Source organism: Phytopseudomonas straminea, assembly GCF_900112645.1.
Taxonomy (GTDB): Bacteria; Pseudomonadota; Gammaproteobacteria; order Pseudomonadales; family Pseudomonadaceae; genus Aquipseudomonas; species Aquipseudomonas straminea.
Map to the genome: position 1 here is coordinate 541,910 of NZ_FOMO01000002.1, position 23,449 is coordinate 565,358.

20 protein-coding genes and 4 tRNA genes are annotated in these 23,449 nt (G+C 62.4%); 6 read left to right on the forward strand and 18 right to left on the reverse strand.

Going from position 1 to position 23,449, the window contains the following annotated elements:
• Positions 1-118: 118 nt before the first annotated feature.
• Positions 119-190: transfer RNA gene (locus tag BM279_RS06750), tRNA-Arg, on the reverse strand.
• A gap of 79 nt (positions 191-269) precedes the next feature.
• Positions 270-3,737, reverse strand: coding sequence for an indolepyruvate ferredoxin oxidoreductase family protein (locus BM279_RS06755; RefSeq protein WP_093502145.1), 3,468 nt, complete (start codon positions 3,735-3,737; stop codon positions 270-272).
• Positions 3,738-3,935: 198 nt separating this feature from the next.
• Here BM279_RS06755 and BM279_RS06760 point away from each other — a divergent pair, with 198 nt between their 5' ends.
• The 3 genes from BM279_RS06760 to BM279_RS06770 all read left to right on the forward strand — a co-directional run bounded on the left by BM279_RS06760 (position 3,936) and on the right by BM279_RS06770 (position 5,187).
• Positions 3,936-4,403, forward strand: a complete 468-nt coding sequence (locus BM279_RS06760) for an Lrp/AsnC family transcriptional regulator (RefSeq protein WP_093502147.1) — start codon at positions 3,936-3,938, stop codon at positions 4,401-4,403.
• A 179-nt stretch (positions 4,404-4,582) separates the two neighbouring features.
• Entirely contained in the window at positions 4,583-4,819 is a 237-nt protein-coding gene (locus BM279_RS06765) for a hypothetical protein (protein ID WP_093502149.1), read from the forward strand.
• Between the two features lie 185 nt (positions 4,820-5,004).
• Complete coding sequence (locus BM279_RS06770) at positions 5,005-5,187, forward strand: PA3371 family protein (protein WP_093502151.1); 183 nt, start codon at positions 5,005-5,007, stop codon at positions 5,185-5,187.
• A gap of 31 nt (positions 5,188-5,218) precedes the next feature.
• Here BM279_RS06770 and phnN read toward each other — a convergent pair whose 3' ends face one another.
• Positions 5,219-5,779 carry a phosphonate metabolism protein/1,5-bisphosphokinase (PRPP-forming) PhnN gene (gene phnN, locus BM279_RS06775; RefSeq protein WP_093502153.1) on the reverse strand — a complete coding sequence of 187 codons (561 nt, stop codon included), beginning with the start codon at positions 5,777-5,779 and terminating at the stop codon, positions 5,219-5,221.
• Positions 5,780-6,189: 410 nt separating this feature from the next.
• On the opposite strand from phnN, the gene BM279_RS06780 reads away from it, so the two are divergent.
• Positions 6,190-6,519 (forward strand): Arc family DNA-binding protein, encoded by a 330-nt coding sequence (locus BM279_RS06780; RefSeq protein ID WP_093502155.1) that lies wholly within the window; start codon positions 6,190-6,192, stop codon positions 6,517-6,519.
• 121 nt (positions 6,520-6,640) lie between these two features.
• On the opposite strand, the gene mgtE is transcribed toward BM279_RS06780, so the two are convergent.
• Complete coding sequence (mgtE, locus tag BM279_RS06785) at positions 6,641-8,083, reverse strand: magnesium transporter (RefSeq protein WP_093502157.1); 1,443 nt, start codon at positions 8,081-8,083, stop codon at positions 6,641-6,643.
• Positions 8,084-8,404: 321 nt separating this feature from the next.
• On the opposite strand from mgtE, the gene bamE reads away from it, so the two are divergent.
• Positions 8,405-8,902 carry an outer membrane protein assembly factor BamE domain-containing protein gene (gene bamE, locus BM279_RS06790; RefSeq protein WP_093502159.1) on the forward strand — a complete coding sequence of 166 codons (498 nt, stop codon included), beginning with the start codon at positions 8,405-8,407 and terminating at the stop codon, positions 8,900-8,902.
• Between the two features lie 55 nt (positions 8,903-8,957).
• Here the strand turns inward: bamE and BM279_RS06795 are convergent.
• From BM279_RS06795 to BM279_RS06860, 14 genes are all read right to left on the reverse strand, one after another.
• Positions 8,958-9,034: transfer RNA gene (locus BM279_RS06795), tRNA-Arg, on the reverse strand.
• A 71-nt stretch (positions 9,035-9,105) separates the two neighbouring features.
• Positions 9,106-9,182 (reverse strand) — tRNA-Arg (locus tag BM279_RS06800).
• Between the two features lie 68 nt (positions 9,183-9,250).
• A tRNA-Ser gene (locus BM279_RS06805) sits at positions 9,251-9,341 on the reverse strand.
• A gap of 61 nt (positions 9,342-9,402) precedes the next feature.
• Positions 9,403-9,588, reverse strand: coding sequence for a carbon storage regulator CsrA (csrA, locus tag BM279_RS06810; protein ID WP_013792214.1), 186 nt, complete (start codon positions 9,586-9,588; stop codon positions 9,403-9,405).
• A 179-nt stretch (positions 9,589-9,767) separates the two neighbouring features.
• Positions 9,768-11,006, reverse strand: coding sequence for an aspartate kinase (locus tag BM279_RS06815; RefSeq protein WP_013792215.1), 1,239 nt, complete (start codon positions 11,004-11,006; stop codon positions 9,768-9,770).
• 114 nt (positions 11,007-11,120) lie between these two features.
• Positions 11,121-13,745 (reverse strand): alanine--tRNA ligase, encoded by a 2,625-nt coding sequence (gene alaS, locus BM279_RS06820; protein WP_093502161.1) that lies wholly within the window; start codon positions 13,743-13,745, stop codon positions 11,121-11,123.
• Between the two features lie 173 nt (positions 13,746-13,918).
• Complete coding sequence (ltaE, locus tag BM279_RS06825) at positions 13,919-14,920, reverse strand: low-specificity L-threonine aldolase (protein WP_093502163.1); 1,002 nt, start codon at positions 14,918-14,920, stop codon at positions 13,919-13,921.
• Between the two features lie 28 nt (positions 14,921-14,948).
• Positions 14,949-15,959: a succinylglutamate desuccinylase gene (gene astE / locus BM279_RS06830; protein ID WP_093502165.1), complete on the reverse strand. Its 1,011-nt coding sequence runs from the start codon at positions 15,957-15,959 to the stop codon at positions 14,949-14,951.
• Between the two features lie 9 nt (positions 15,960-15,968).
• A complete protein-coding gene (locus tag BM279_RS06835) occupies positions 15,969-16,253 on the reverse strand; it encodes a hypothetical protein (protein WP_013792219.1) in 285 nt (94 codons plus the stop codon).
• A 39-nt stretch (positions 16,254-16,292) separates the two neighbouring features.
• On the reverse strand, positions 16,293-17,648 hold the full coding sequence (gene astB / locus BM279_RS06840; protein WP_093502167.1) for an N-succinylarginine dihydrolase: 1,356 nt from the start codon (positions 17,646-17,648) through the stop codon (positions 16,293-16,295).
• Entirely contained in the window at positions 17,645-19,099 is a 1,455-nt protein-coding gene (astD, locus tag BM279_RS06845) for a succinylglutamate-semialdehyde dehydrogenase (RefSeq protein ID WP_093502169.1), read from the reverse strand. The genes astB and astD overlap by 4 nt, the downstream gene beginning before the upstream one ends.
• Positions 19,100-19,233: 134 nt before the next feature.
• Positions 19,234-20,250 (reverse strand): arginine N-succinyltransferase, encoded by a 1,017-nt coding sequence (gene astA, locus BM279_RS06850; protein ID WP_093502171.1) that lies wholly within the window; start codon positions 20,248-20,250, stop codon positions 19,234-19,236.
• 52 nt (positions 20,251-20,302) lie between these two features.
• Positions 20,303-21,319 carry an arginine/ornithine succinyltransferase subunit alpha gene (aruF, locus tag BM279_RS06855; protein WP_093502173.1) on the reverse strand — a complete coding sequence of 339 codons (1,017 nt, stop codon included), beginning with the start codon at positions 21,317-21,319 and terminating at the stop codon, positions 20,303-20,305.
• A 123-nt stretch (positions 21,320-21,442) separates the two neighbouring features.
• Positions 21,443-22,699, reverse strand: a complete 1,257-nt coding sequence (locus BM279_RS06860) for an aspartate aminotransferase family protein (RefSeq protein ID WP_425272675.1) — start codon at positions 22,697-22,699, stop codon at positions 21,443-21,445.
• Between the two features lie 428 nt (positions 22,700-23,127).
• On the opposite strand from BM279_RS06860, the gene BM279_RS06865 reads away from it, so the two are divergent.
• A complete protein-coding gene (locus BM279_RS06865; protein WP_013792225.1) occupies positions 23,128-23,397 on the forward strand; it encodes a hypothetical protein in 270 nt (89 codons plus the stop codon).
• Positions 23,398-23,449 lie beyond the last annotated feature (52 nt).

The following is a 23,449-nucleotide window of genomic DNA, read 5'->3' on the forward strand; positions in this document are numbered from 1 at the left end:
CCACCCTTACAGGTTGTCACATGCGGCCTCGGAATATTGGCTCTCGGCGATTTTTCTTTATCAGGCTAACGCAAACTGATGACACGATAGATGTCAGGATCGAAGCGTGCGGATCATGCGTCCCCTGCTGGAATCGAACCAGCATCTAGCCCTTAGGAGGGGCTTATTCTATCCGTTGAACTAAGGAGACCCGTTTGATCCGGCGCCCTTAAGGGCGCCGGCCGGCATGTTACCCAGCGCACGCGAATTTGTCATGTCAGTGCAGCAACTCAGGCGGCCGGCTCAAACAGCCTGACGACTACCGCTTGGCCGGCCTTCAGCCTTTCCTGCAACTGCCGCTCCTGGGCCCGCGCACGCTCAACTGCCTTTTCCTTGACGTGCCCGTAACCGCGGATTTGCTCAGGCAGTTCGGCAATGGCCAGCGCGGTGTCGTAGTTGCCGGCATCGAGTGATTCGAGCAATTGGTGAATGCTGCGCTCGTAGTCGCCAATCAAGGCGTGCTCCAACTTGCGCTCCTCACTATGCCCGAAAGGATCCAGCCAGGTGCCGCGTAATACGCGCAACTTTGCCAGTACCCTGAAGGCACCAAGCACCCACGGCCCAAAGCTACGTTTGCGTGGCTCTCCGGTTACTGGATCAGGGCGACTCAGCCAGGACGGCGCCAGGTAAAACTGCAGGCGAAAATCACCCTGGAACTGCGCATGCAGTGCCTCGCTGAACGCCGCATCGCTGTACAGGCGCGCTACCTCGTACTCGTCCTTGTAGGCCAGAAGCTTGAAGTAATAGCGCGCCACCGCCTCGGTCAGACGCTGCTGCGGATCACTGTCACGTGCGCGGACGCGGCCGACCAACTGACGATAGCGCTCGGCATAGCGGACATTCTGATAAGCAGTCAGCCGTGCGACGCGGTCTTCGATGACTTCATCGAGCGTGCTGCAGCGCTTGCTGTCATCTCCCTGCGGGCGAACCAGACGCTCGATGGCGGCAGCATCGTATGCGGCACGCCGCCCCCACAGGAAAGCCTGCTGGTTGAACTCGACTGCCACGTTGTTCAACTCGATGGCCTTGTCGATGGCCTGCGCGCTGATCGGCACCAGGCCTTTCTGGTAGGCGTAGCCGAGCATAAACAGGTTGGTGGCGATACTGTCACCAAGCAGGCGGGTCGCCAGGGTCGTTGCATCGACGAACCAGGTTTTCTCGACCCCTACCGCGTCGATAAGCGCCTGGCGCATCGCCGGCCCCGGCACCTGGGCGTCGGGATTACGGGTAAATTCCGCCGTGGCGGCTTCGTGATCGTTGATAACTGCGTGGGAGACCTTCTCGTTGAGCTTGGCCAGTGCGTCTTCGCCAGCCGCCACCACCAAGTCGCAGCCGATCAGCAGGTCGGCTTCACCCGCGGCAATCCGCACGGCGTAGATGTCATCCTGACGGGCCGCGATGCGCACATGGGTGTTCACCGGCCCGAATTTCTGCGCCAGCCCCGCCTGGTCGAGCACCGTACAACCCTTGCTCTCCAGATGAGCTGCCATACCCAACAGAGCGCCCACGGTGGTCACGCCACTGCCGCCGACGCCGGGCAGGAGGATGTTCCAGGGTCTGTCCAGGGCAGGCTGGCGAGGCTCCGGCAAGGCAACGAACAGCGCACCGGCTCCGAGTGCCTGGGGCTGGCGCAGCTGACCGCCTTGCACGGTCACGAAGCTGGGGCAGAAGCCATCCAGGCAACTGAAATCCTTGTTGCAGGCGTTCTGGTCGATTTCCCGCTTGCGCCCCAGTTCGGTTTCCAGCGGCAGTACCGACAGGCAGTTGGATTTCACGCTGCAGTCGCCGCAGCCTTCGCATACCGCCGCATTGATAAAGGCGCGTTTGGCAGGATCGACCAGTTTGCCGCGCTTGCGCCGCCGGCGCTTTTCGGTCGCGCAGGTCTGGTCGTAGATGATCACCGACACGCCCTTGAACTCGCGCAGCTCGCGCTGCACTGCATCGAGCTCACGGCGATGATGGAAGCTGGTGATCGGCGCGAAGGTCGAGCGGCTCGGATACTTGTCCGGCTCGTCACTCACCACCGCGATGCGTTTTACCCCCTCGGCGAATACCTGCTGGCTCAACTGGTCGACGCGCAGCTCACCGTCCACCGGCTGCCCACCGGTCATGGCCACCGCATCGTTATAGAGAATCTTGTAGGTGATATTCACCCCAGCTGCAACGGCCGCCCGTAGCGCCAGGTGGCCGGAATGGAAATAGGTGCCGTCGCCCAGATTCTGGAACACATGGGGCGTATCGGTGAACGGGGCCTGGCCGATCCAAGTCACCCCTTCCCCGCCCATCTGGGTGAAGGTCTCGGTACTACGGTCCATCCACTGGGTCATGTAATGACAGCCAATGCCGCCCATAGCGCGGCTACCTTCAGGCACCTTGGTCGAGCTGTTATGCGGGCAGCCCGAGCAGAAATGCGGGGTTCGCACGGTGTTGTAGCTGCGTGCTGCCAGAGCCTTTTCCTTGGCATCGAGAAACTTCAGGCGCGCCTCGATCACTTCACTGGTGTAGATGGGCGCCAGACGCCGCGCAATGACCCGGGCAATCATTGCAGGGGTCAACTCACCCAGATTAGGCAGTAGCGACTCGCCCTGCTCATCGAACTCGCCAACCACCCGGGGGCGCTTTCCGACCGGCCAGTTGTAGAGTTGTCCAGTCAGCTGATCTTCGATGATGCTGCGCTTCTCCTCTACAACCAGAATCTCGTCCAGCCCCTCGGCAAATGCATGCACGGAAACCGGCTCTAGCGGCCAGCTCATGCCGATTTTCAACACACGCAATCCGATCTGCGCACAGAGTGATTCGTCCAGGCCCAAGTCATCCAGTGCCTGGCGTACGTCGAGATAGGATTTGCCGGTGGTGATGATCCCCAAGCGCGGATTGGGCGAATCGAGCATCACCTTGTTCAAGCCGTTGGCATGGGCGAAAGCGCGGGCCGCATAAATCTTGTAGACGTTGAGGCGCTTCTCCTGGGCCAGAGGTGGATCCGGCCAGCGAATGTGCACGCCGTCCTCGGGCAACTCAAAATCATCGGGGATCACGACCTTGATGCGCTGCGGATCGACATCCACCACCGCGGAGGAATCGACGTTTTCGGCAATGGTCTTCAGCGCTACCCAGCAACCGCTGTACCGCGACAGCTCCCAGCCGATGATGCCGTAGTCGAGGATTTCCTGAACGTTGGCCGGGTTGAGCACTGGCATCGAGGCAGCGATAAAGGCGTGTTCGCTCTGGTGAGCGATGGTAGAAGACTTGCAGCCGTGATCGTCACCGGCCAGCACCAGCACGCCGCCATGGGCCGACACACCGGCGGAGTTGCCGTGCTTGAACACGTCGCCGCTGCGATCGACACCAGGGCCCTTGCCGTACCACATGGCGAATACGCCGTCGTAGCGCGCGCCGGGAAACAGATTGGTCTGCTGGCTGCCCCACACCGCCGTGGCGCCGAGTTCCTCGTTGACCCCAGGCTGGAAATGAATGGCGTTCTGCTGCAGAAACTCTCGGGCCTCCCAAAGACTCTTGTCCAGCCCACCCAGTGGCGAGCCGCGGTAGCCGGAAATGAAGCAGGCGGTATTGAGCCCGGCGGCGGTATCACGCTGCTTCTGCAGCATGGGCAGGCGGGTCAGCGCCTGGGTCCCGGTAAGGTACAAATGGCCCGTCGCGAGACGGTATTTGTCGTCCAGACGGATTTCGGCCAGAGACATAAGACGGCGCTCCTGTTGTTTTTATAGCGACCTATCAGGTGACACGGTTAATCACCTGCCTACATCCGCCAGGATCACTGTGTGGATGTCTGCCTTAAGCATAGACCGGAGTGCGGCGATTTTTTCTTTCCCATTCATGCCGCCAACGCCAATACTGCACATGAACGTTTCGAAAATAATCACAAAGGAGAAACGAACATGCACGAGCCTCTGAGTGCCATCGACCGGCGGATTCTTCGCCTGATGCAACGCAACGCCGACCTCAGCGCGGCTGAAATTGCCAAGAAGGTGGAGCTGTCTCAGTCGCCCTGCTGGCGTCGCATCAATCGTCTGCAGGAGGAAGGCTTTATCGAGCGCAAGGTGGCGTTGCTCAGCCACAAGCGTCTCGGCTTCACCATCACGGTGTTCGTCAGCATCAAATTATCCGCCCATGGCCGCAGCAATCTGGACGAATTCGAACGGGCGATCGCCGGTTATCCCGAGGTCATCGAGTGCTACACCATGGCGGGCAGTTCGGACTATCTGCTCAAGGTCGTAGCCCGCGATATCGCCAGTTACGAGCGTTTTCTACGCGACCAATTGCTGCAAAGTCCCCATGTGCAGGAGGCTCATTCGGGCATCGCCATGAGTGAAGTCAAGCGCACCACTGAACTGCCCCTGGACTAAAACAAATTCAAGGTCATGCATTTTGCAATACGCCAATGTGCGCACCTTGCAACATGCACGAGAAAGCACCGCCAAATCAATTTTAAGCAATTGATTTTAAAGGATTTTTTTAGATTTAACTCCTGGCACGGGAACTGCTCTCTCCCTCGCATAGAATTCCGAATGCGAGAACCCCGCCCATGAACAGCCTCATCGCACTGGCTACCGCTATCGCCCTGACCCTGCTTGCAGGAGCCGCATTCGCCAATTTTCAGAACAACCAGCAACAGGCAACCGCCATGCAACTGGTTCAGCAGATGCGTGCCACCCCGGTGCAGTTCGAACATGCTGCGAAAGTCGAGCCTGGCCAATTCGTCGCCAAACCGCTGACCACCGCTGATTGGCAACCTCGCGCCCAACAGCGCTTTACCTTCTGAGTACTGGCCATGTGGAGCGTATTCTTCCCCGGTTTCGTACTACTACTGGCCGTTGTTACCTGTGCCGCCATCTGGATGATCGACGGCCTCTCGGATCGAGTTCCGCCACGCAGTTCCAATGACGAGCACAACGGCCCCCACGATCCTTTTTTCTGAAGGCAACCTTGCCGCGCGAGGAGAGCATGATGTCCAAACCAGCTGTGTTGTTTCTGCTGATCGCGGTTCTGTCCACTGGCCTGTTGGTCTTGCCCGAACAGGCTCAATGGCTCACGTCGACCGCCAAGATTACCCTGGCGATGAGCAGCGTCGCGCTGGCCGTAGCCCTGCTGATCGGCAAGCGGGTCAAGTTCGATCCGATTCTGCGCTAAAACGCGAGTAACGTTCTGGCTTGCTGCTCAGCTAGTGGCTGTCGATAAGCTGGAGCAGCCTCTCCACCGTCTCGTCGAGACTGCCGGAGTTATCCAGGCGAATGATGTGCTGATCGGCCTGCATGAAAGCGCTGCCGCTCAGCTCAGCACTTCGTGCCAGCCGCGCTTCGATCTGATCCATATCCTCCCGCGCTCGAGCAAGAAGGCGTTTTCTCAGGATGGCTGGCTCGACCTGAAGCAGAACGGCAAGCAGATCGGGGTACTTGCTGCGAGCCTCATCCAGATAGCCGCGCGAGCCGTTTACGATCACCTGGTAACCATCGGCCAGCCATTCTTCGATTTCCCTGGGAATCCCGTAAGCCAAGCCATTGGCATGCCAGACCATGGCGAAATCGCCAACACGTTCACGCTCGCCGAACTCCCGATGCGACACGGAAATAGCCTCCTCGCCCATCGCCTCGGCTGAGCGAGTGATGACCCGTCGCGCTATGCGACAGCGACGCCCCTCTAGGCATTGCTGCAGGTGCTGCAGCACGCTGTCCTTACCGGCACCGGAAGGCCCCATCAGGTAGATCAGCCTGCCAGCATTCATTCACATACCTCGCCGAGATTGATGCGATCCGCAGCCGATCACGGCTGCAGAGGATCTCAATCATAAGCAATTCGTACCGTACCGACGCTAAATCATGCGCAAGTGCATAGAAAACGCATTTTTTATCTCGATTACTAACGAAAATCGTTAAAGGCGGCCCACTGCCATCCACGATAAATGCGACGCTGCGCGCAATCGGAATCAATTCCGACAACTTGTGCTGGCATAAAGCCGGTACTCGGTACAGAATACGACACGTAATTGGCGTCAAATATCTGATGGCAAGAAGTACGATCACCAGACAAAATGCCGACGTTGTTGAACGGCAGACGCGAAAGATGGTCAGAACCTGACTTTCCGTAGCTTTATGCCATTACAGCTTCGTTTCCCTGAACTTATTTGGTTGATGTATGCGCCCTATGAAACAGGCTATCTACTCCAGCCGTACGGCTGACAAGTTCGTCGTTCGGTTGCCCGACGGTATGCGCGAGCGCATCGCTGACGTGGCCCGCCAACACCACCGCAGCATGAACTCCGAAATCATCGCTCGCCTGGAGCAAAGCATGCTTCAGGAAGGTGTATTGGACGACGAGCTCGGCGTGCGCCTCGACAGCCCCGAGCTGTCGCTGCACGAACGCGAACTGCTGCAGCGCTTCCGCCAGCTCTCGCGCCGCCAGCAGAACGCCCTCGTTGCACTGATCGCACACGATGCCGAAATGGCCGCCGGTAACGACGACTGATTCGGCACGGGCAAAAAATCGCAGGAAGCGATACCGAGCGGCTTTCGACGCCCGCAAGTAATCATCAGGCAATAAAAAACCGGCTCAACGCCGGTTTTTTTATTGCCTGCAAGCTGGGCGACTAAAGCAGGAACAGTGATGCTAGCCCAAGGAAAATGAAGAAACCGCCACTGTCGGTGACTGCGGTGATCATCACGCTGGAACCCATTGCCGGGTCACGCCCGACACGCACCAGGGTCATGGGAATCAACACGCCCATCAGCGCAGCCAGCAACAGATTAAGCGTCATCGCTGCGGTCATCACCACACCCAACGACCAGCTGTCATACAACCCGTAGGCGACGACACCAATTACCCCGCCCCATACCAGACCATTGATAAGCGCTACGCCCAGCTCCTTGCGAATCAACCGCGAGGTATTGCCTGTACTGACCTGATCGAGCGCCATGGCACGCACGATCATGGTAATGGTCTGGTTGCCCGAGTTACCGCCGATACCGGCAACGATGGGCATCAGCGCCGCCAAGGCAACCAGCTTCTCGATGGAACCCTCGAACAAGCCGATGACGCGCGAGGCCATGAACGCCGTGATCAGGTTGATGGCTAGCCAGGACCAGCGGTTGCGGACCGACTTCCAGACCGAGGCGAAGATGTCTTCCTCCTCGCGCAGACCGGCCATGTTGAGGACTTCGCTTTCGCTCTCCTCTCGAATCAGGTCAACCATCTCATCGATGGTAAGACGGCCGATCAGCTTGCCGTTCTTATCGACCACGGGCGCCGAAATGAGGTTGTAACGCTCGAAGGCCTGGGCCGCATCGTAGGCATCCTCATCAGGGTGAAAGCTGACCGGGTCGTTGGCCATGACCTCGGCAACCTGCTTGTCCGGATCATTGACCAGCAAGCGCTTGATCGACAGCACCCCCTTGAGGACGCCGTCATAATCGACAACGAACAGCTTGTCGGTATGCCCCGGCAACTCCTTGAGACGACGTAGGTAGCGCAGCACCACTTCGAGACTGACATCCTCGCGGATGGTCACCATTTCGAAGTCCATCAGCGCACCGACCTGCTCCTCTTCATAGGAAAGCGCAGAACGCACCCGCTCGCGCTGCTGGGCATCAAGGGTTTCCATGAGTTCGTGCACGACATCGCGCGGCAGCTCCGAGGCCAGGTCGGCGAGCTCATCGGCGTCCATCTCCTTGGCGGCCGCGAGGATCTCGTGATCCTCCATGTCGGCCAGCAGGGTTTCCCGGACGGCGTCGGAAACTTCGAGCAGGATGTCACCATCGCGGTCGGCCTTGACCAACTGCCAGACGGCGAGACGATCTTCCAGCGGCAGGGCTTCGAGGATGTAGGCGACGTCGGCCGGGTGCAGGTCGTCGAGCTTGCGCTGCAGCTCGGCGAGGTTCTGTCGATGCACCAGACCTTCGACGCGGTCGTGGTGCGGGCCTTCCTGGCGATGGGTCAGGTCTTCGACCAGCCTGTGCCGCTGCAACAGCTCGACGACCTGAGCGAGTCGATCCTGCAGGCTTTCTTGCGGCTTCTTGGCTTCTACTTCGGTCATGGCACACTCCGCCCCCAGCGGCGGCGCGCGCCAGCGAGGGTCAATCAGTCAATACGTGATTGCACACTTGGAATTCTGAGTTACTACTGGGTAAGTCCATGGAAGGTATCCACAAGCCCCGGCGGGGCTGACGGAGCGAATAATAACATGCCAATCGCTTGAGTACGTGACAAAGCCATGGCAAGACAAGCGCTTGCAGCATTTTCTTGAGCGCATTCGCACGAGTCCGAAGATGCGACGCTACCAATCCAGCGCAGGACACCTGGCAGCGAGGGGTCACTAGACTAAGCTTTCCTAGCACACGTCAGGGAGGACGCCACCATGCACTGGACCCACTGCGCAACCGTTTGCGCCATCTTGCTCTACCCTATTCCAACATTGGCCTCGAGCGTGTTTCGCTGCGAAGACGCCAATGGTCATATCACCTTCACCAAACACGGCTGCACTGAAAACCAGCAACAACAGGAGCAGCGCGCCCACAATCCAAGACCGGGAAGCGGCGCAGCCGTTCCATTGGCGTCGCCCAGAGCAAGTAACACTACCGCCAGCTCACGCAGCAACGAGAGCACCCTGACTATCGTCGGCGGCCAGCAGGACGGTTGCGAAAATGCGGTTACCGGCAACGCCCGGCGCGAAGCGATCATCAGAAAACAGGTGCGCGCCGGGATGACGCGCAGCGATGTGGAAAGCGCCTTGGGCAAGCCAGAACGCATCAGCAAGCGCAACGGCCAGACCACCTACCACTACGCCAGCAAGCAAAACAGCGAGCGGCGTACGGTAATTTTCGATCAGAACGACTGCGTGGCGGGCAAACGCTGAGACAAAAATGCCAGGCAAAGAAAAAGGGCCTGCATCGCTGCAGGCCCTTTTGGTGTGGCGGACTCAGGAGGATTCGAACCTCCGACCGCTCGGTTCGTAGCCGAGTACTCTATCCAGCTGAGCTATGAGTCCGTGTGGCGCTTTTAGACCAGATCACCGCTGGTTGAAACAAAATGGCCTGCATTGCTGCAAGCCATTCAATATGGCGGACTCAGGAGGATTCGAACCTCCGACCGCTCGGTTCGTAGCCGAGTACTCTATCCAGCTGAGCTATGAGTCCGTTGGTGTTTTTATACCAGATCACCTCTGGTTGTTTGCCAGCCCGGTAGAACCCGGCTTGCCAAATAATGGCGGAGAAGGGGGGATTCGAACCCCCGACACCCTTTTGAGGTGTACTCCCTTAGCAGGGGAGCGCCTTCGGCCACTCGGCCACCTCTCCGCAACACGGGGCGCATGATAAACATGTTTTCCCCGTTTGCAAACCAAAATTTTGAGAAAAATTAATGGTTTGGTTCTTCGCCCTTCTCTTTCTGGATACGCTGGTAAATCTCTTCGCGGTGAACGGCGACTTCCTTCGGCGCGTTGACGCCAATCCGCACCTGATTACCTTTAACACCCAATACGGTGACGGTGACTTCGTCACCCACCATCAGGGTCTCTCCGACCCGGCGAGTCAGAATCAGCATTCCTTTCTCCTTACGGATTCAATTTCGGACAACAAGTCTGCAAACGTGAAAAGCGCCGGCCGGACGCGAAAGCAACAGGCCAGCACTCAAGTATTGACCAGTACGGACGGAAGGAAAGTTCCACCAACACCAACCAAAACAACAAAAGGCGCGGGTAGCCGCGCCTTTTGCAGGATGCCTCAGTCGCCCTGACGGGCCGGGGCATCGAGTTCGAACGCAGTGTGCAGGGCGCGCACCGCCAATTCCAGATATTTCTCTTCGATGACCACCGAGACCTTGATCTCGGACGTGGAGATCATCTGGATGTTGATGTTCTCCTTGGCCAGCGCTTCGAACATACGGCTGGCCACACCGGCATGGGAACGCATACCCACGCCGACGATGGACACCTTGGCGATGTTAACGTCTCCGACCACTTCGCGAGCACCGAGTTCGCGTGCAGTGGCTTCGAGCACCTGCTGAGCGTTCTGGTAATCGTTGCGGTGCACGGTGAAGGTGAAATCGGTGGTGTTATCGTGCGCGACATTCTGCACGATCATGTCCACTTCAATGTTGGCGGAGCTGATCGGGCCGAGAATCTTGAACGCAACGCCCGGCAGGTCAGGCACGCCACGGATGGTCAGCTTGGCTTCGTCGCGATTGAAGGCGATGCCGGAGATGATCGGCTGTTCCATGGATTCCTCTTCATCAAGGGTAATGAGGGTGCCCGGACCCTCCTGGAAGCTGTGCAGAACGCGCAGCGGGACGTTGTACTTGCCGGCGAATTCCACCGAGCGGATTTGCAGCACTTTCGAACCGAGGCTGGCCATTTCCAGCATCTCTTCGAAGGTGATCTTCTCCAGGCGCTGAGCCTTGGGCACCACGCGCGGGTCGGTGGTGTAAACGCCATCGACGTCGGTGTAGATCTGGCACTCATCGGCTTTCAGGGCAGCGGCAAGGGCCACGCCGGTGGTGTCGGAGCCGCCGCGACCGAGGGTGGTGATGTTGCCCTGCTCGTCCACGCCCTGGAAGCCGGCAACCACCACCACGCGACCGGCCTTGAGGTCGGCGCGAATATTGGTGTCGTCGATGCTCAGAATACGTGCCTTGGTGTGCGCGCTGTCGGTCAGGATGCGCACCTGGCTGCCGGTGTAGGACACCGCCGGCACGCCACGTTTGATCAGCGCCATGGCCAGCAGCGCGATGGTCACCTGCTCACCGGTGGAGACCATGACGTCGAGTTCGCGCGCGATCGGCTGGTCGTCGCTGATCTGCTTGGCCAGGTCGATAAGACGATTGGTCTCGCCGCTCATAGCGGACACGACGACGACGATATCATCGCCCTTCTCGCGGAATTTCTTCACCTTTTCGGCGACCTGTGCGATTCGCTCGACGGTGCCGACGGAGGTACCGCCGAATTTCTGTACGATCAAAGCCATTTCAAAGCTGCCTCAGCCCGTGAAGGGCGCCCATTAAACAGACAACACCACCGCACACCACCGCGCCGTTCGCCGGGCATGGCGGGCGACGCGGTCACGCTTGAGTTACGGGCCTCAGAGGCCCTGCTCGACGAACGGGCCGACCAGCGCCAGGGCACCATCGAGCGCGGCCACATCGACCCCGCCGCCCTGCGCCATGTCCGGACGACCACCGCCCTTGCCGCCTACGGCTGCAGCGGCCTGTTTCATCAGGTCGCCAGCCTTCAGCTTGGCGGTCAGATCCTGGGTCACGCCAGCCACCAGCACGACCTTGTCGTCCTGTACGCCGCCGAGCAGGATCACCGCACTGCCGAGCTTGTTCTTCAGTTGATCGACCAGCGCCAGCAGGCCTTTGCCGTCCAGGCCATCGATGCGCGCACTGAGCGTTTTCACGCCCTTGACGTCCACGGCCGAGCCGGCCAGGTCGCTGCCCGCCGCACTAGCGGCCTTGGCCTTGAGCTGCTCCAGCTCCTTTTCCAGCTGGCGGTTACGGTCGATCACCGCCGCGAGCTTGTCGAGCAGATTATCGCGGCTGCCCTTGACCAGGCTCGCTGCCTCTTTCAACTGTTCTTCAGCACCGTTCAGGTAGGCGAATGCCGCTGCGCCGGTGACCGCTTCGATACGGCGCACGCCGGCCGCCACACCGCCTTCGCTGACGATCTTGAACACGCCGATGTCGCCGGTACGGTTGGCGTGGATGCCGCCGCACAGCTCGACCGAGAAACCGTCGCCCATGGTCAGCACGCGCACGCTGTCGCCGTACTTCTCGCCGAACAGCGCCATGGCGCCCTTGGCCTTGGCGCTCTCGATGTCCATTTCCTCGGTCTGCACCGGGGTGTTGCGCCGCACTTCGCGGTTGACGATCTCTTCCAGCTCCTTGAGCTGCTCGGGCTTGATCGCCTCGAAGTGGCTGAAGTCGAAACGCAGGCGCTGGCTGTCGACCAGCGAGCCTTTCTGCTGCACGTGCTCGCCGAGTACCTGGCGCAGCGCGGCGTGCAGCAGGTGCGTAGCGGAGTGATTGAGGCCGGTGGCGGTACGCACGGAGGCATCCACCTCGGCATTGATGGTGGCGCCGACGCTCAGGCTGCCCTTGCTGACCACGCCATGGTGCAGCCACGCGCCGCCCACCTTGGTGGTGTCGCGCACGTCGAAGCGCACGCCCGGGCCTTCAAGGAACCCGCAGTCACCGATCTGGCCACCGGACTCGGCATAGAACGGCGTCTGGTCGAGCACTACGACGCCCTCCTCGCCCTCGTTGAGGGTGTCGACGGGCTGGCCGTCGCGCAGCAGCACCAGCAGTTCGCCACTGGCAACCGTGGCGCCATAGCCGAGGAAACGGGTGTCCTTGTCGACCTTGACCAGGCTGTTGTAGTCCACACCGAAGGAGCTGGCGGAGCGCGCGCGCACGCGCTGAGCTTCCATCTCACGCTCGAAGCCGGCCTCGTCGAGGGTCAGCTCGCGCTCGCGGGCGATATCGCCGGTCAGGTCCATCGGGAAGCCGTAGGTGTCATACAGCTTGAAGATCACTTCGCCCGGGATGACCGAGCCCTGCAACTCGGCCAGATCCTGCTCGAGGATCTTCAGGCCCTGCTCCAGGGTCTTGGCGAACTGCTCTTCTTCGGTTTTCAGCACGCGCTCGATGTGCGCCTGCTGCTGTTTCAGCTCAGGGAAGGCTTCGCCCATCTCGCTGGCCAGGGCCGCGACGATCTTGTGGAAGAAGCTGCCCTTGGCGCCCAGCTTGTTACCGTGGCGGCAGGCGCGACGAATGATGCGGCGCAGCACGTAGCCGCGGCCTTCGTTGGACGGCGTGACGCCGTCGGCGATCAGGAAGCTGCAGGAGCGAATGTGATCCGCCACCACTTTCAGCGATGCGTCACCATTGTTGGCGCAGCCGATAGCCTGGGCACTGGCAGCCAGCAGGCTCTGGAACAGGTCGATCTCATAGTTGGAGTTGACGTGCTGCAGCACTGCGCTGATGCGCTCCAGGCCCATGCCGGTGTCCACGCTCGGCGCCGGCAGCGGGTGCAGCACGCCGTCCGCGGTCCGGTTGAACTGCATGAACACGTTGTTCCAGATCTCGATGTAACGGTCGCCATCTTCTTCCGGGCTGCCGGGCGGGCCGCCCCAGATGTGCTCGCCATGGTCGAAGAAGATTTCGGTGCAGGGGCCGCACGGGCCGGTATCGCCCATGGTCCAGAAGTTGTCGGAAGCGTACGGCGCGCCCTTGTTGTCGCCGATGCGGATCATCCGCTCGGCCGGCACACCGACTTCCTTGTTCCAGATGTCGTAGGCCTCGTCATCGGTGGCGTACACCGTGACCCAGAGCTTGTCCTTGGGCAGTTTCAGCCACTTGTCGCCGGTCAGGAATTCCCAGGCGAAGTGGATGGCATCACGCTTGAAATAGTCGCCAAAGCTGAAGTTGCCGAGCATTTCGAAGAAGGTGTGGTGACGCGCGGTATAACCGACGTTTTCCAGGTCGTTGTGCTTGCCACCGGCGCGCACGCACTTCTGGCTGGTGGCGGCGCGGGTATAGGCGCGCTTTTCCAGGCCCAGGAAGCAGTCCTTGAACTGGTTCATGCCGGCGTTGGTGAACAGCAACGTGGGGTCGTTGTTCGGAATCAGGGAGCTGGAAGCGACACGGGTGTGCCCCTTCTCTTCGAAGAAGCTCAGGAAAGCTTCACGGATTTCTGCGCTTTTCATTGGCAATTTCCAGGAAAACAGGCGGCCACGGCAGAGCCGGCAAAAGCCCGCATTATATCGGGCTTGTCCGCGGCGGCTAGGGCAAGGGCTGAATTATTTGCAGGCGGCGCGATGGCCGGAAAACACAGGGCGTGCAGTGCCAGGCCACTGCCTGGCACTGCACGCAGGCCAACTCAGGCGCGGAAGGCGGCGAAGGCTTCGATCACCTGAGCCATGGCGCCGGCATCGACATCCAGATGGGTGACCATGCGCAGGCGTGGCGCGGCGCTCAGGCGGATGCCCCGCTCGGCGCAGAAGTCCTTCAGGGCAGAGGCGCGCTCGCCGATCTGCACGTAGACCATGTTGGTGTGCACCGGCTCGACCGAATAGCCCAGCTCGCGCAGGCCGGCCGCCAGGGAATCGGCATTGGCGTGATCCTCCACCAGGCGCTCGACCTGATGGTCCAGCGCGTACAGCCCGGCTGCAGCCAGCACGCCGGCCTGACGCATACCGCCGCCGACCATCTTGCGCAGGCGGCGTGCCTTGGCGATCAGCGCCTCGCTGCCACACAGCACCGAACCAACCGGCGCGCCCAGCCCTTTGGACAAGCACACCGACACCGAATCGAAATGCTGAGTGATTTTCCGCGCCTCGACGCCCTGCCTGACCGCCGCATTGAACAGCCGCGCGCCATCCAGATGCAGCGCCAAGTCCTTGTTGCGCGTGAAGGCGCGAGCCTCGGCCAGGTACTCCAGCGGCAGCACTTTGCCCTGCATGGTGTTTTCCAGGGCCAGCAGACGGGTACGGGCGAAATGGAAGTCGTCCTGCTTGATCGCCGCTTCGACCCGGTCAAGATCCAGGGAGCCATCGAGTTCCATGTCCAGCGGCTGGGGCTGGATCGAGCCCAGCACCGCCGCGCCGCCGCCCTCGTATTTGTAGGTGTGCGCCTGCTGGCCGACGATGTATTCGTCGCCCCGCTCGCAGTGAGCCATCAGGCCAAGCAGGTTGCTCATGGTGCCGGTGGGCACGAACAGCGCGGCGGCAAAGCCGAGATCCCGCGCCAGGCGCCGCTCCAGACGGTTGACGGTCGGGTCTTCACCGTACACGTCATCGCCCAGTTCGGCGGCCAGCATCGCTTCGCGCATGCCAGCGGTGGGTTGGGTCACGGTGTCGCTACGCAGATCGATGATGGGCATGGGCACTCCTGTGCATGCGGGGCAATGGCTAATCCAGTAATGAGGCGTCGGCGGGCACGATCAGAATGCCGGCACGCTGACCGTTGTGGACCTTGGGATTGGGAAAGATGATGCGTGCGCCCTGCTCTTCCACCACCCAGCGGCTGCTGGCCAGGTCTTCGGCAAGTAGATAGCCGGGCTCCAGCTCGGTGAAGTTTTCCACGTCGGCAGGCAAGCGCAGGACGAAGGCATCGCTGTGCTTGATCAGCTCGCGGGAGAAGGCGAACAGCTTGAGGCGCTCGACGGAGCGCTCTTCGACCGGCGGCTCATTGCCCTCGATCAGGGCCTGCAGACGCAGCTCGAGGCGATCCAGATTGACCAGCTCGTTATGGCCGAACGGCCGGGCCTTGCCCAGCTCCAGGGTGAAGGCTTCAGCGCCCAGCTCGGCATAGGTGTAAGCACTGAAGGTGGTCGAGGGCTTGCTTTGCAGCAGCACCGCATCGATACCGGCGGCCTGCAGACGCGCACACTCGCGGCGCGACTGGCGACGCCCCTCGACCCAGGGGTAAAGGGCGAACTGCTCGATACGCGAGGCGCGGATCGCCGTGTGCAGGTCGTAATGCAGGCGTTCGCGGCCGGAGTCGATGAAGAATGACGACGCCAGGTGTTCCAGTTCACAGGCGCGCATCGCCTCGCCGCCACTGCTCAGCTCATGACGGCCACTGAACAGGCGGTTGATGTCCTGCTCGACGAAACGCTCGCCACGGCGCATCGCTGCCGGGTTGCCGAACAGCAGCAGCACGCGTGCACGCGGCTGCAACTCGCTGCGCGCGATGCGCCGCAGCAAGCGGTCGAGCAATTCGATCGGCGCGGTCTCGTTGCCGTGGATGCCCGCGGACAGCAACAGGTCCATGCCGTTGTCGCGCCCGCAGGCCGGGGTGATTTCGAGGGCGCCCTCGGCCAGCCAGCGCAAGCGCGTGCCCTGCGGCGTCAACTGGATCTTCGAGGCCGGCTCATGGCCGGTCAGGGTCAGTTCGAGCAGTTTGCCGAGGGCGAGCATGGGCGTTCCTCAGTGATTGCAGTCCGGGCCATGGACATGGTCGTCGTCGGCGCCGTCATCGGCCGGCTCCATTTCCAGTTCCAGGCTGACCAGGTTGGTGGCCAGCGGGCGCAGCAGCAGGTTGGCGTATTCGCTATCACCTTCGGCGACATCCACGCCGATCATCAGTTGGCCGTTGCCGACCTGCTGAATCCACACTTCCTTGCCCTGCCACATTACGGCAAAACGGGTGCACGAGGTTTCCAGCTGGGTGCCGTCGGCGTCTTCGAGAATCAGTTGCAGGGCGTCGCTCATGGTTACTCCATCATGGTTGGCGGCTCGCCATCGAGCCGCTCAAATGAGTTGAAAGGGGTACACGGCGCCAAGATCGAGGATTAGCGTCAACTCATCCAGCGCCGTGCGGCATTCGTCCAGTAGCTGCGGGTCGGCTAGGTCATGCTCGCTCAGGCGATCACGGTAGTGGCGGTCGACCCATTGCAGCAGCCGCTCATACAGTTCCGGCGTCAGCATCACGCCCGGGTTCATCGCTGCCAGCTCTTCTGCCTGCAAGGCTACACGCAGACGCAGGCAGGCGGGGCCGCCACCGTTCTGCATGCTCTGTTTGAGGTCGAAGGCGCGAACCTCGGCAATCGGCCCGTCGCTGCCCAGCAGCGTCTGCAGGTAGGCCCAGACCCGCGGGTTGCCGCGGCATTCCTCCGGCACCACCAACAGCATACGCCCGTCGGCACGGCTCAACAGCTGACTGTTGAACAGATAGGAGCGCACCGCATCCTCGACGCCCAGCACGTGGCGTGGAACGCACACCGATTGCAACTGCCCGCCGAGGCGCGCCAGCTTGTCGCCAAGCTCGCCCGCCACCCGCTCGCTGTCGAGAAAGGCGTCCTCGTGATGGAACAGCACCTGGCCGTTGCCCACCGCGATCACATCATTATGGAACACGCCCTGATCGACCACCGCCGGGTTCTGCTGGGCGAATACCACGGCGTCATCGGCGAGGCCGTGCAGCCGGGCCACGGCCTGGGAAGCCTCCAGGGTCTGGCGCGCCGGGTAGCGCTGCGGCGCCGGCAAGCGCAGGTCGAAGGCACTGCGGCCGAACACGAAGAACTCCACGCCCCGCTCGCCGTAGTCGCGGCACAAGCGCGTATGGTTGGCCGCGCCCTCGTCGCCGAACTGGCTGACGGCGGGCAAGGCCGCGTGGTGAGCGAAATAGCGCTCGTCGGCAAACATCGCCGCCAGCACGCGGCTGGTGGTGGGATGCTCGATGGAGCGGTGAAACTTGCAGTTGAGGTTGGACGCGGTGAAATGCACGCGGCCGTCGGCGGTATCGGCGCTGGGGCTGACGGTCGCCGCATTGGCCGTCCACATGCTCGAGGCCGAGCAACTGGCGACCAGCAGCGGCATGGCCTCGCGCGCCGCCTTCTCGATCACCTGGGCATCGCTACCGGTAAAGCCACAGGCACGCAGCGCGTGCACATCGGGGCGCTCCTGGGGCGCGAGCACCGCCTGGGCGTAGCCCATGTCCATCAGTGCCTTCATCTTCGCCAGGCCCTGACGCGCCGCTTCCCGCGGGTTGGACGCCACCTGGCAGTTGTTCTGCGAGGCCACGTTGCCGTACGACAACCCGCCGTAGTTGTGTGTCGGGCCGACCAGCCCGTCGATGTTCAGCTCGCAGGAGGTGAGTCGACTCATAGGCTGACTCCCGGTGCCAGGCTGTCGGGCAGCGCCAGTTGCTCGCTTTCCAGCGAAGCCACAGGATAGGCGCAGTAATCCGCCGCGTAATAGGCGCTGGGACGATGGTTGCCCGACGCGCCGATGCCGCCGAACGGCGCGCTGCTGGCGGCGCCGGTCAGTGGCTTGTTCCAGTTGACGATGCCGGCTCGGCTGCGCAACCAGAACTGCTCGTAACGCTCACGCGAATCGGACAGCAGCCCGGCCGCAAGCCCGAAACGGGTGGCATTGGCTTCGACGATGGCGTCGTCGAAATCGGCATAGCGAATCACTTGCAGCAAGGGCCCGAACACTTCCTCGTCGGCGCGCGGCTGCACGGCGGTGACATCGATGATGCCGGGCGTCAGCAGCGCCGCGCCTTCGAGCGGCTGGCTCATGTCCAGCAGCGGCCGCGCGCCCTTGTCGATCAGCCGCTCCTGCACCTTGAGCAGGTGCTGGGCGGCGTCCAGGGAAATCACCGCCCCCATGAACGGCGCCGGCTCGGCATCGAAGGCACCGACCTTGAGGCTGGCGGCCACGCTGACCAGCCGCGCCAGCAACGCGTCACCCCAATCGCCTTCAGGCACCAGCAAGCGGCGGGCGCAGGTACAGCGCTGGCCGGCGGAAATGAACGCGGACTGGACGATGCAATACACCGCCGCATCGACATCGGCAGGCTGGTCGACGATCAGCGCATTGTTGCCGCCCATTTCCAGGGCCAGGACGGTTTCCGGGTGGCCGCCGAACTGCGCGTGCAACTGGTTGCCAGTGCGACTGGAGCCGGTGAAGAACAGGCCGTCGATACCCGGATGAGCCGCCAGTGCCGCGCCCGTTTCCCGCGCGCCCTGCACCAGGTTCAGCACGCCAGCCGGCAGGCCGGCCTCGATCCAGCAGTTGAGCGTCAGCTCGGCGACCTTCGGGGTCTGCTCGCTGGGTTTGAACACCACGGTATTGCCGGCCAACAGGGCAGGCACGATATGCCCGTTGGGCAGATGACCGGGAAAGTTGTACGGGCCGAACACGGCGACCACGCCATGGGGCTTGTGGCGCAGCACGCTGCCCTGAGCGCCGCTGCGCTGGCCGGTGCGCTCGGCATGGCTCTGGATGGAGATGGCCACCTTGCCGATCATGCTGGCGACTTCGGTGGTCGCTTCCCACAGCGGCTTGCCGGTTTCTTCACCGATGGTGCGGGCCAGTTCGTCCTGCCGGGTTTTCAATACGGCGGCGAAGCGCTCGAGCAGCGCAATGCGTTCGCTCAATGGCGCCGCCGCCCATTCAGCGAAGGCTTCACGGGCCGCCTGCACAGCGGCCTCGACCTGGGTCGCGTCAGCTTCACGGCCCACCCAGAGCACCTGCTGGCTGACTGGGTTGAGGGACTCCAGGGTGCTGCCCTGTCCTATCTGCCAGAGACCTGCAATGTAATGCGTGCTCATGGTCTATCACTCCAGGCTTCACGGTTGCACAGGCCAGCGCTGGGCGCTGACCTGCTACCTGTCACGGCTGTCGCTCTATGGCGACATTGCCGGTCGGGGCAGCACGCCGCCCCGGTCACATCAGAAACGGTGGCTCAGGCCTTTACCGCCAGGGGCACTGCGCGCACCTGATCGCCGACATTCAGGCGCAGGCGCCGGGCGGTCAGCGGGTCGACGACCAGCGTCCCGGCGGCCATCCGCGCCCGGGCCGCAGTGATGCGGCAATCGGCGTGCTTGCGGTTGTGCACCAGGTACACTGGCGCATCGTCACCCGGCGTGCCGATGGCCAGCACCAGCAGCTGGCTGTCGCGAATCGCACGAATCTTCGTAGTCTCCGCCTCGATGGCCGGACCGGCGTCGAAGATATCGACATAGCCCTGGTAGCTGAAGCCCTCGGACTTGAGCATCGCCAGCGCCGGTTCGGTATCCGGGTGCACCCGGCCGATCACCTCGCGGGCGGCTTCGGACAGGAAGCAGGTGTAAAGCGGAAAGCGCGGCATCAGCTCGGCGATGAACGCCTTGTTACCGACGCCGGTGAGGTAGTCCGCCTGGGAGAACTCCATGCGGAAGAAGTGCCGGCCAAGGCACTCCCAGAACGGCGAACGGCCCTGCTCGTCGGACACGCCGCGCATCTCGGCAATGATCTTCTCGCCAAAACGCTCGCGGAACTCGGCGATGAACAGCAACCGCGCCTTGGACAGCAGGCGCCCGTTCAGGCCTGTGCGATGCTCGGCATGCAGGAACAGCGAGCACAACTCGGAATGGCCGGTCAGGTCGTTGGCCAGGAACAGCGTCGGCACCTGACGGTGGATGCCCAATTCCTGGGACGCACAGACGGTCAGACCGACCCGGTAGTTGTACCAGGACTCGCGCAAGCCGACGCCGCCGGCGATGGCGGAAATACCCAGCACGCGGCCGTCATCGTCCTCGAGCACGAACATGTAGTCGCAATCGCCGCGCTCGGCTTCGCCGCTGAAGGTCTTCTCGGCTCGCCCGACCCGGTAGGCCAGGCGCGCTTCGTTGGCCGGCAGGGTGGTCAGGCCCGTGCCGGTGCTGCGCGCCAGGTCGATCAATGCCGGCAGGTCACCGGCCCGTACGGAGCGAACGATCATGCTGCCTCCGGAAAATCGCGAGCCAGACGGGTGGCGCTCATGGTTGGAAAACTCATACCGCCACCAGCCTTACCTGGCCGCCTTCGGCAACGCCGAGGATCTGCGCGGTCTGCGGATCGAGCACCGCGGGCTGGCCGGGTGCCCACTCCAGCTGCGCGACGACTGCACGAAACCCCTGCAATTGCTCGTTGCTGACCAGGTAAGCCTGGCCACCCTCACCCGCGTCGCCAAGCACCACCGGCACCAGCGCGCTCTGGGCGATGGAGCGAATACCGGAGGTGCGCGCATGCAGGGTCGGGCCGCCGTCGAATATGTCGATGTAGTGGTCGGTTTCGAAGCCGTCGCGCATCAGGATGTCGAACGACACCTGGGCACGCGGGTGCACCAGGCCCATGGACTCCTGAGCGGCATCGGGCAGCAGCGGCACGTAGATCGGGTAATGGGGCATCAGCTCGGCCAGGTAGGCGCGGCTGCGCAGCCCGCACAGGCGTTCGGCCTCGCCGTAGCTCATGCCGAAGAAATGCCGCCCGACCGCGTCCCAGAACGGCGATTCACCGGCGTCGTCGCTCTCGCCGACGATCTCCACCACCATGGCGTCGGCGAAGCGCTCCGGATGGCCGGCGGCGAACAGCAGGCGCGCACGGGAATTGAGCTCGGCCCAGACGCTGTCGACCAGCCCGCGCTCCACGTAGAAGCTGGTGAGCAGGCTGTTGCCGGTCAGGTCGTGACATAGCGACAGCACGTGGATCTTGTTGTGGATCTTCAGCTCGCGGGAGTTGTGAACGAAGGTCTCGTTGCGAAAGCTGTAGAACGGCTCGGAGTAGCCCGCCGAGGCGACGATGCCCGAGCAGCCGGAGAGGCGACCGGTTTCGCTGTCTTCGAGCACGAAGAAATAGCGCTCCTCGCCGTTGAAGCTGACTTCGGCGGCGAACGACGCTTCCGACGCGGCGATCTTGTCGCGCAGGCGCTCGGCGTTGTCGGGCAGCGAGGTGACGCCCACCGGGCTGTCCGCGGCCAGGCGCTGCACTTCGGCGAGGTCGGTCATTCGCGCGGGGCGCATAACCAGCATGGTTCACTCCTTCAGCAAGGCTGGGGCGTTGCAGCCCTGGCAGCGAGAATCATCGTCCGTGAGGCTGGCCGGCACGGGCCGACACAGCGAATTGAGCGGGCGGCGCCCAGCCGCCCGTAAGGGTCAGGCGCCGGCCAGCTTGGCCACGGCACGCTCGAAGCGATCCAGACCCTCGTCGATGTCGGCATCCTCGATCACCAGGCTGGGCGCAAAACGCACCACGTCCGGGCCGGCCTGCAGGATCATCAGATTCTCGCCGGCTGCCGCATCGAAAAATTCACGCGCCTTGCCTTTCCAGGCATCGGAGAGCACCGCGCCGATCAACAGGCCCATGCCGCGCACCCCGGAGAACACTCCATAGCGCTCGCCGATCTGCAGCAGGCGGGTCTTGAAGCGCTCATGCTTGGCCTTGACGCCCGCCAGTACCTCGGGCGTGTTGACCACGTCGAGCAGCGCCTCGGCGACCGCGCAACCCAACGGGTTACCGCCATAGGTGGTGCCATGGGTGCCAACCGCAAGATGGCTGGCCAGGGCCTCGGTGGTCAGCATCGCCGCGATGGGGAAACCACCGCCCAGGCTCTTGGCGCTGGACAGCACGTCTGGCGTTACGCCGTAGTGCTGGTAGGCATACAGATGACCGGAACGGCCGACGCCACTCTGCACTTCGTCGAACACCAGCAGTGCATTGTGCTCATCGCACAGCGCGCGAGCGCCTTGCAGGTAGGCCAGATCCGCCGGCAGCACGCCGCCCTCGCCCTGGATCGGCTCGATCACGACGGCGCAGGTCTTGTCGCTGATCGCCGCCTTGAGCGCTTCGAGGTCGTTGTACGGCACATGGGTGATGCCCTGGATCTTCGGCCCGAAGCCATCGGAATATTTCGGCTGGCCACCGACGCTGACGGTGAACAAGGTACGGCCGTGGAAGCTGTTGGTCGCCGCGATGATCTCGTACTTGTCCGCCCCGAAGCGGTCATGGGCCACACGGCGTGCCAGTTTGAACGCAGCTTCGTTGGCTTCGGCGCCGGAGTTGCAGAGGAACACCCGGTCGGCAAAGGTGGCGTCCACCAGCTTCTTGGCCAGGCGCAGCGCCGGCTCGTTGGTAAACACGTTGGAAACGTGCCACAGCTTGCCTGCCTGCTCGGTCAGCGCCTTGACCAGCGCGGGGTGGGCATGGCCCAGGGCGTTGACGGCGATGCCGCCGGAGAAGTCGATCAGCTCGCGACCACTCTGGTCCCAGACGCGCGAACCGGCGCCGCGAACTGGCACGAACGTAGCCGGGGCGTAGCTGGGCACCATCACCTGGTCGAAATCGGCGCGTTGCACCGGGTCGTGCTGAACGGACGTCGGGACTCTCCTGACGAGACACGCAGGCCTGAACAGGCTGCGATGCGAAAGATTGTAGGGGGGTGCTCATGGGCCGGCATTGCCGGCATGCGACAACTTCTTACAGCGCCATTGCTGGCTTCGGGCCTGGCAAAAGCCCGTCCGTCGGCCGGCGAGGCGCAGTTTAAACGTTGCGGCTGCTCCGGCGCACGGGTCGACTAACATTTATCCGGAGTGCACCGTTTCGGTGGGGCGAGTCGCCAGGGATTCTCTGACCGAGCGAGAACCGCAAATGGCGTGAAAAATATTTTCATTCCGCCCTATGCGGCATATTGCCAGCCCCTGGAGTGACGGTGATATCATTTTGCTCGCCGCGTGCCGCCCCACTGTGAACGGCGTCGCACCGGTAGCCATCAAGGATCCGATGGTTCAACGCAGTTCCCTTCAACGCTGTGCATCGACTCGTCCAGTCAAGGAAGCACGAGATGACCGCAAAAGAACAACAACTGACCGATCTGCTGACCCTCACCTCTCGCAGCATCACCCACATGACCGCCGCCATGACGGCTCTGTCCTTCGATCTGCTGCGTAGCGATGACAGTGGCGTTCGTTCTGCCGCCTCGAAGATGATCACCCGCCTCGGCGCGGTGAGCCGCGAGCTGGATCAGCAATGGGTGCTGATCAGCGAACTGACCGGTGTCGAAGCGCCCGTTCGCGTCGATGCCATCGAAGAAGTGCAACTGCACTCGGCCTGAGTCGCATCGCTCACCGTCCGGGCCGACGCCGCCGTCGGCCCACATAAAAGCT

Coding starts and splice junctions, on each gene's coding strand:
- BM279_RS06755 (WP_093502145.1), bottom strand. CDS start 3,737: ATGTCTCTGGCCGAAATCCGTCTGGACGACAAATACCGTCTCGCGACG.
- BM279_RS06760 (WP_093502147.1), top strand. CDS start 3,936: ATGCACGAGCCTCTGAGTGCCATCGACCGGCGGATTCTTCGCCTGATG.
- BM279_RS06765 (WP_093502149.1), top strand. CDS start 4,583: ATGAACAGCCTCATCGCACTGGCTACCGCTATCGCCCTGACCCTGCTT.
- BM279_RS06770 (WP_093502151.1), top strand. CDS start 5,005: ATGTCCAAACCAGCTGTGTTGTTTCTGCTGATCGCGGTTCTGTCCACT.
- phnN (WP_093502153.1), bottom strand. CDS start 5,779: ATGAATGCTGGCAGGCTGATCTACCTGATGGGGCCTTCCGGTGCCGGT.
- BM279_RS06780 (WP_093502155.1), top strand. CDS start 6,190: ATGCGCCCTATGAAACAGGCTATCTACTCCAGCCGTACGGCTGACAAG.
- mgtE (WP_093502157.1), bottom strand. CDS start 8,083: ATGACCGAAGTAGAAGCCAAGAAGCCGCAAGAAAGCCTGCAGGATCGA.
- bamE (WP_093502159.1), top strand. CDS start 8,405: ATGCACTGGACCCACTGCGCAACCGTTTGCGCCATCTTGCTCTACCCT.
- csrA (WP_013792214.1), bottom strand. CDS start 9,588: ATGCTGATTCTGACTCGCCGGGTCGGAGAGACCCTGATGGTGGGTGAC.
- BM279_RS06815 (WP_013792215.1), bottom strand. CDS start 11,006: ATGGCTTTGATCGTACAGAAATTCGGCGGTACCTCCGTCGGCACCGTC.
- alaS (WP_093502161.1), bottom strand. CDS start 13,745: ATGAAAAGCGCAGAAATCCGTGAAGCTTTCCTGAGCTTCTTCGAAGAG.
- ltaE (WP_093502163.1), bottom strand. CDS start 14,920: ATGCCCATCATCGATCTGCGTAGCGACACCGTGACCCAACCCACCGCT.
- astE (WP_093502165.1), bottom strand. CDS start 15,959: ATGCTCGCCCTCGGCAAACTGCTCGAACTGACCCTGACCGGCCATGAG.
- BM279_RS06835 (WP_013792219.1), bottom strand. CDS start 16,253: ATGAGCGACGCCCTGCAACTGATTCTCGAAGACGCCGACGGCACCCAG.
- astB (WP_093502167.1), bottom strand. CDS start 17,648: ATGAGTCGACTCACCTCCTGCGAGCTGAACATCGACGGGCTGGTCGGC.
- astD (WP_093502169.1), bottom strand. CDS start 19,099: ATGAGCACGCATTACATTGCAGGTCTCTGGCAGATAGGACAGGGCAGC.
- astA (WP_093502171.1), bottom strand. CDS start 20,250: ATGATCGTTCGCTCCGTACGGGCCGGTGACCTGCCGGCATTGATCGAC.
- aruF (WP_093502173.1), bottom strand. CDS start 21,319: ATGCTGGTTATGCGCCCCGCGCGAATGACCGACCTCGCCGAAGTGCAG.
- BM279_RS06865 (WP_013792225.1), top strand. CDS start 23,128: ATGACCGCAAAAGAACAACAACTGACCGATCTGCTGACCCTCACCTCT.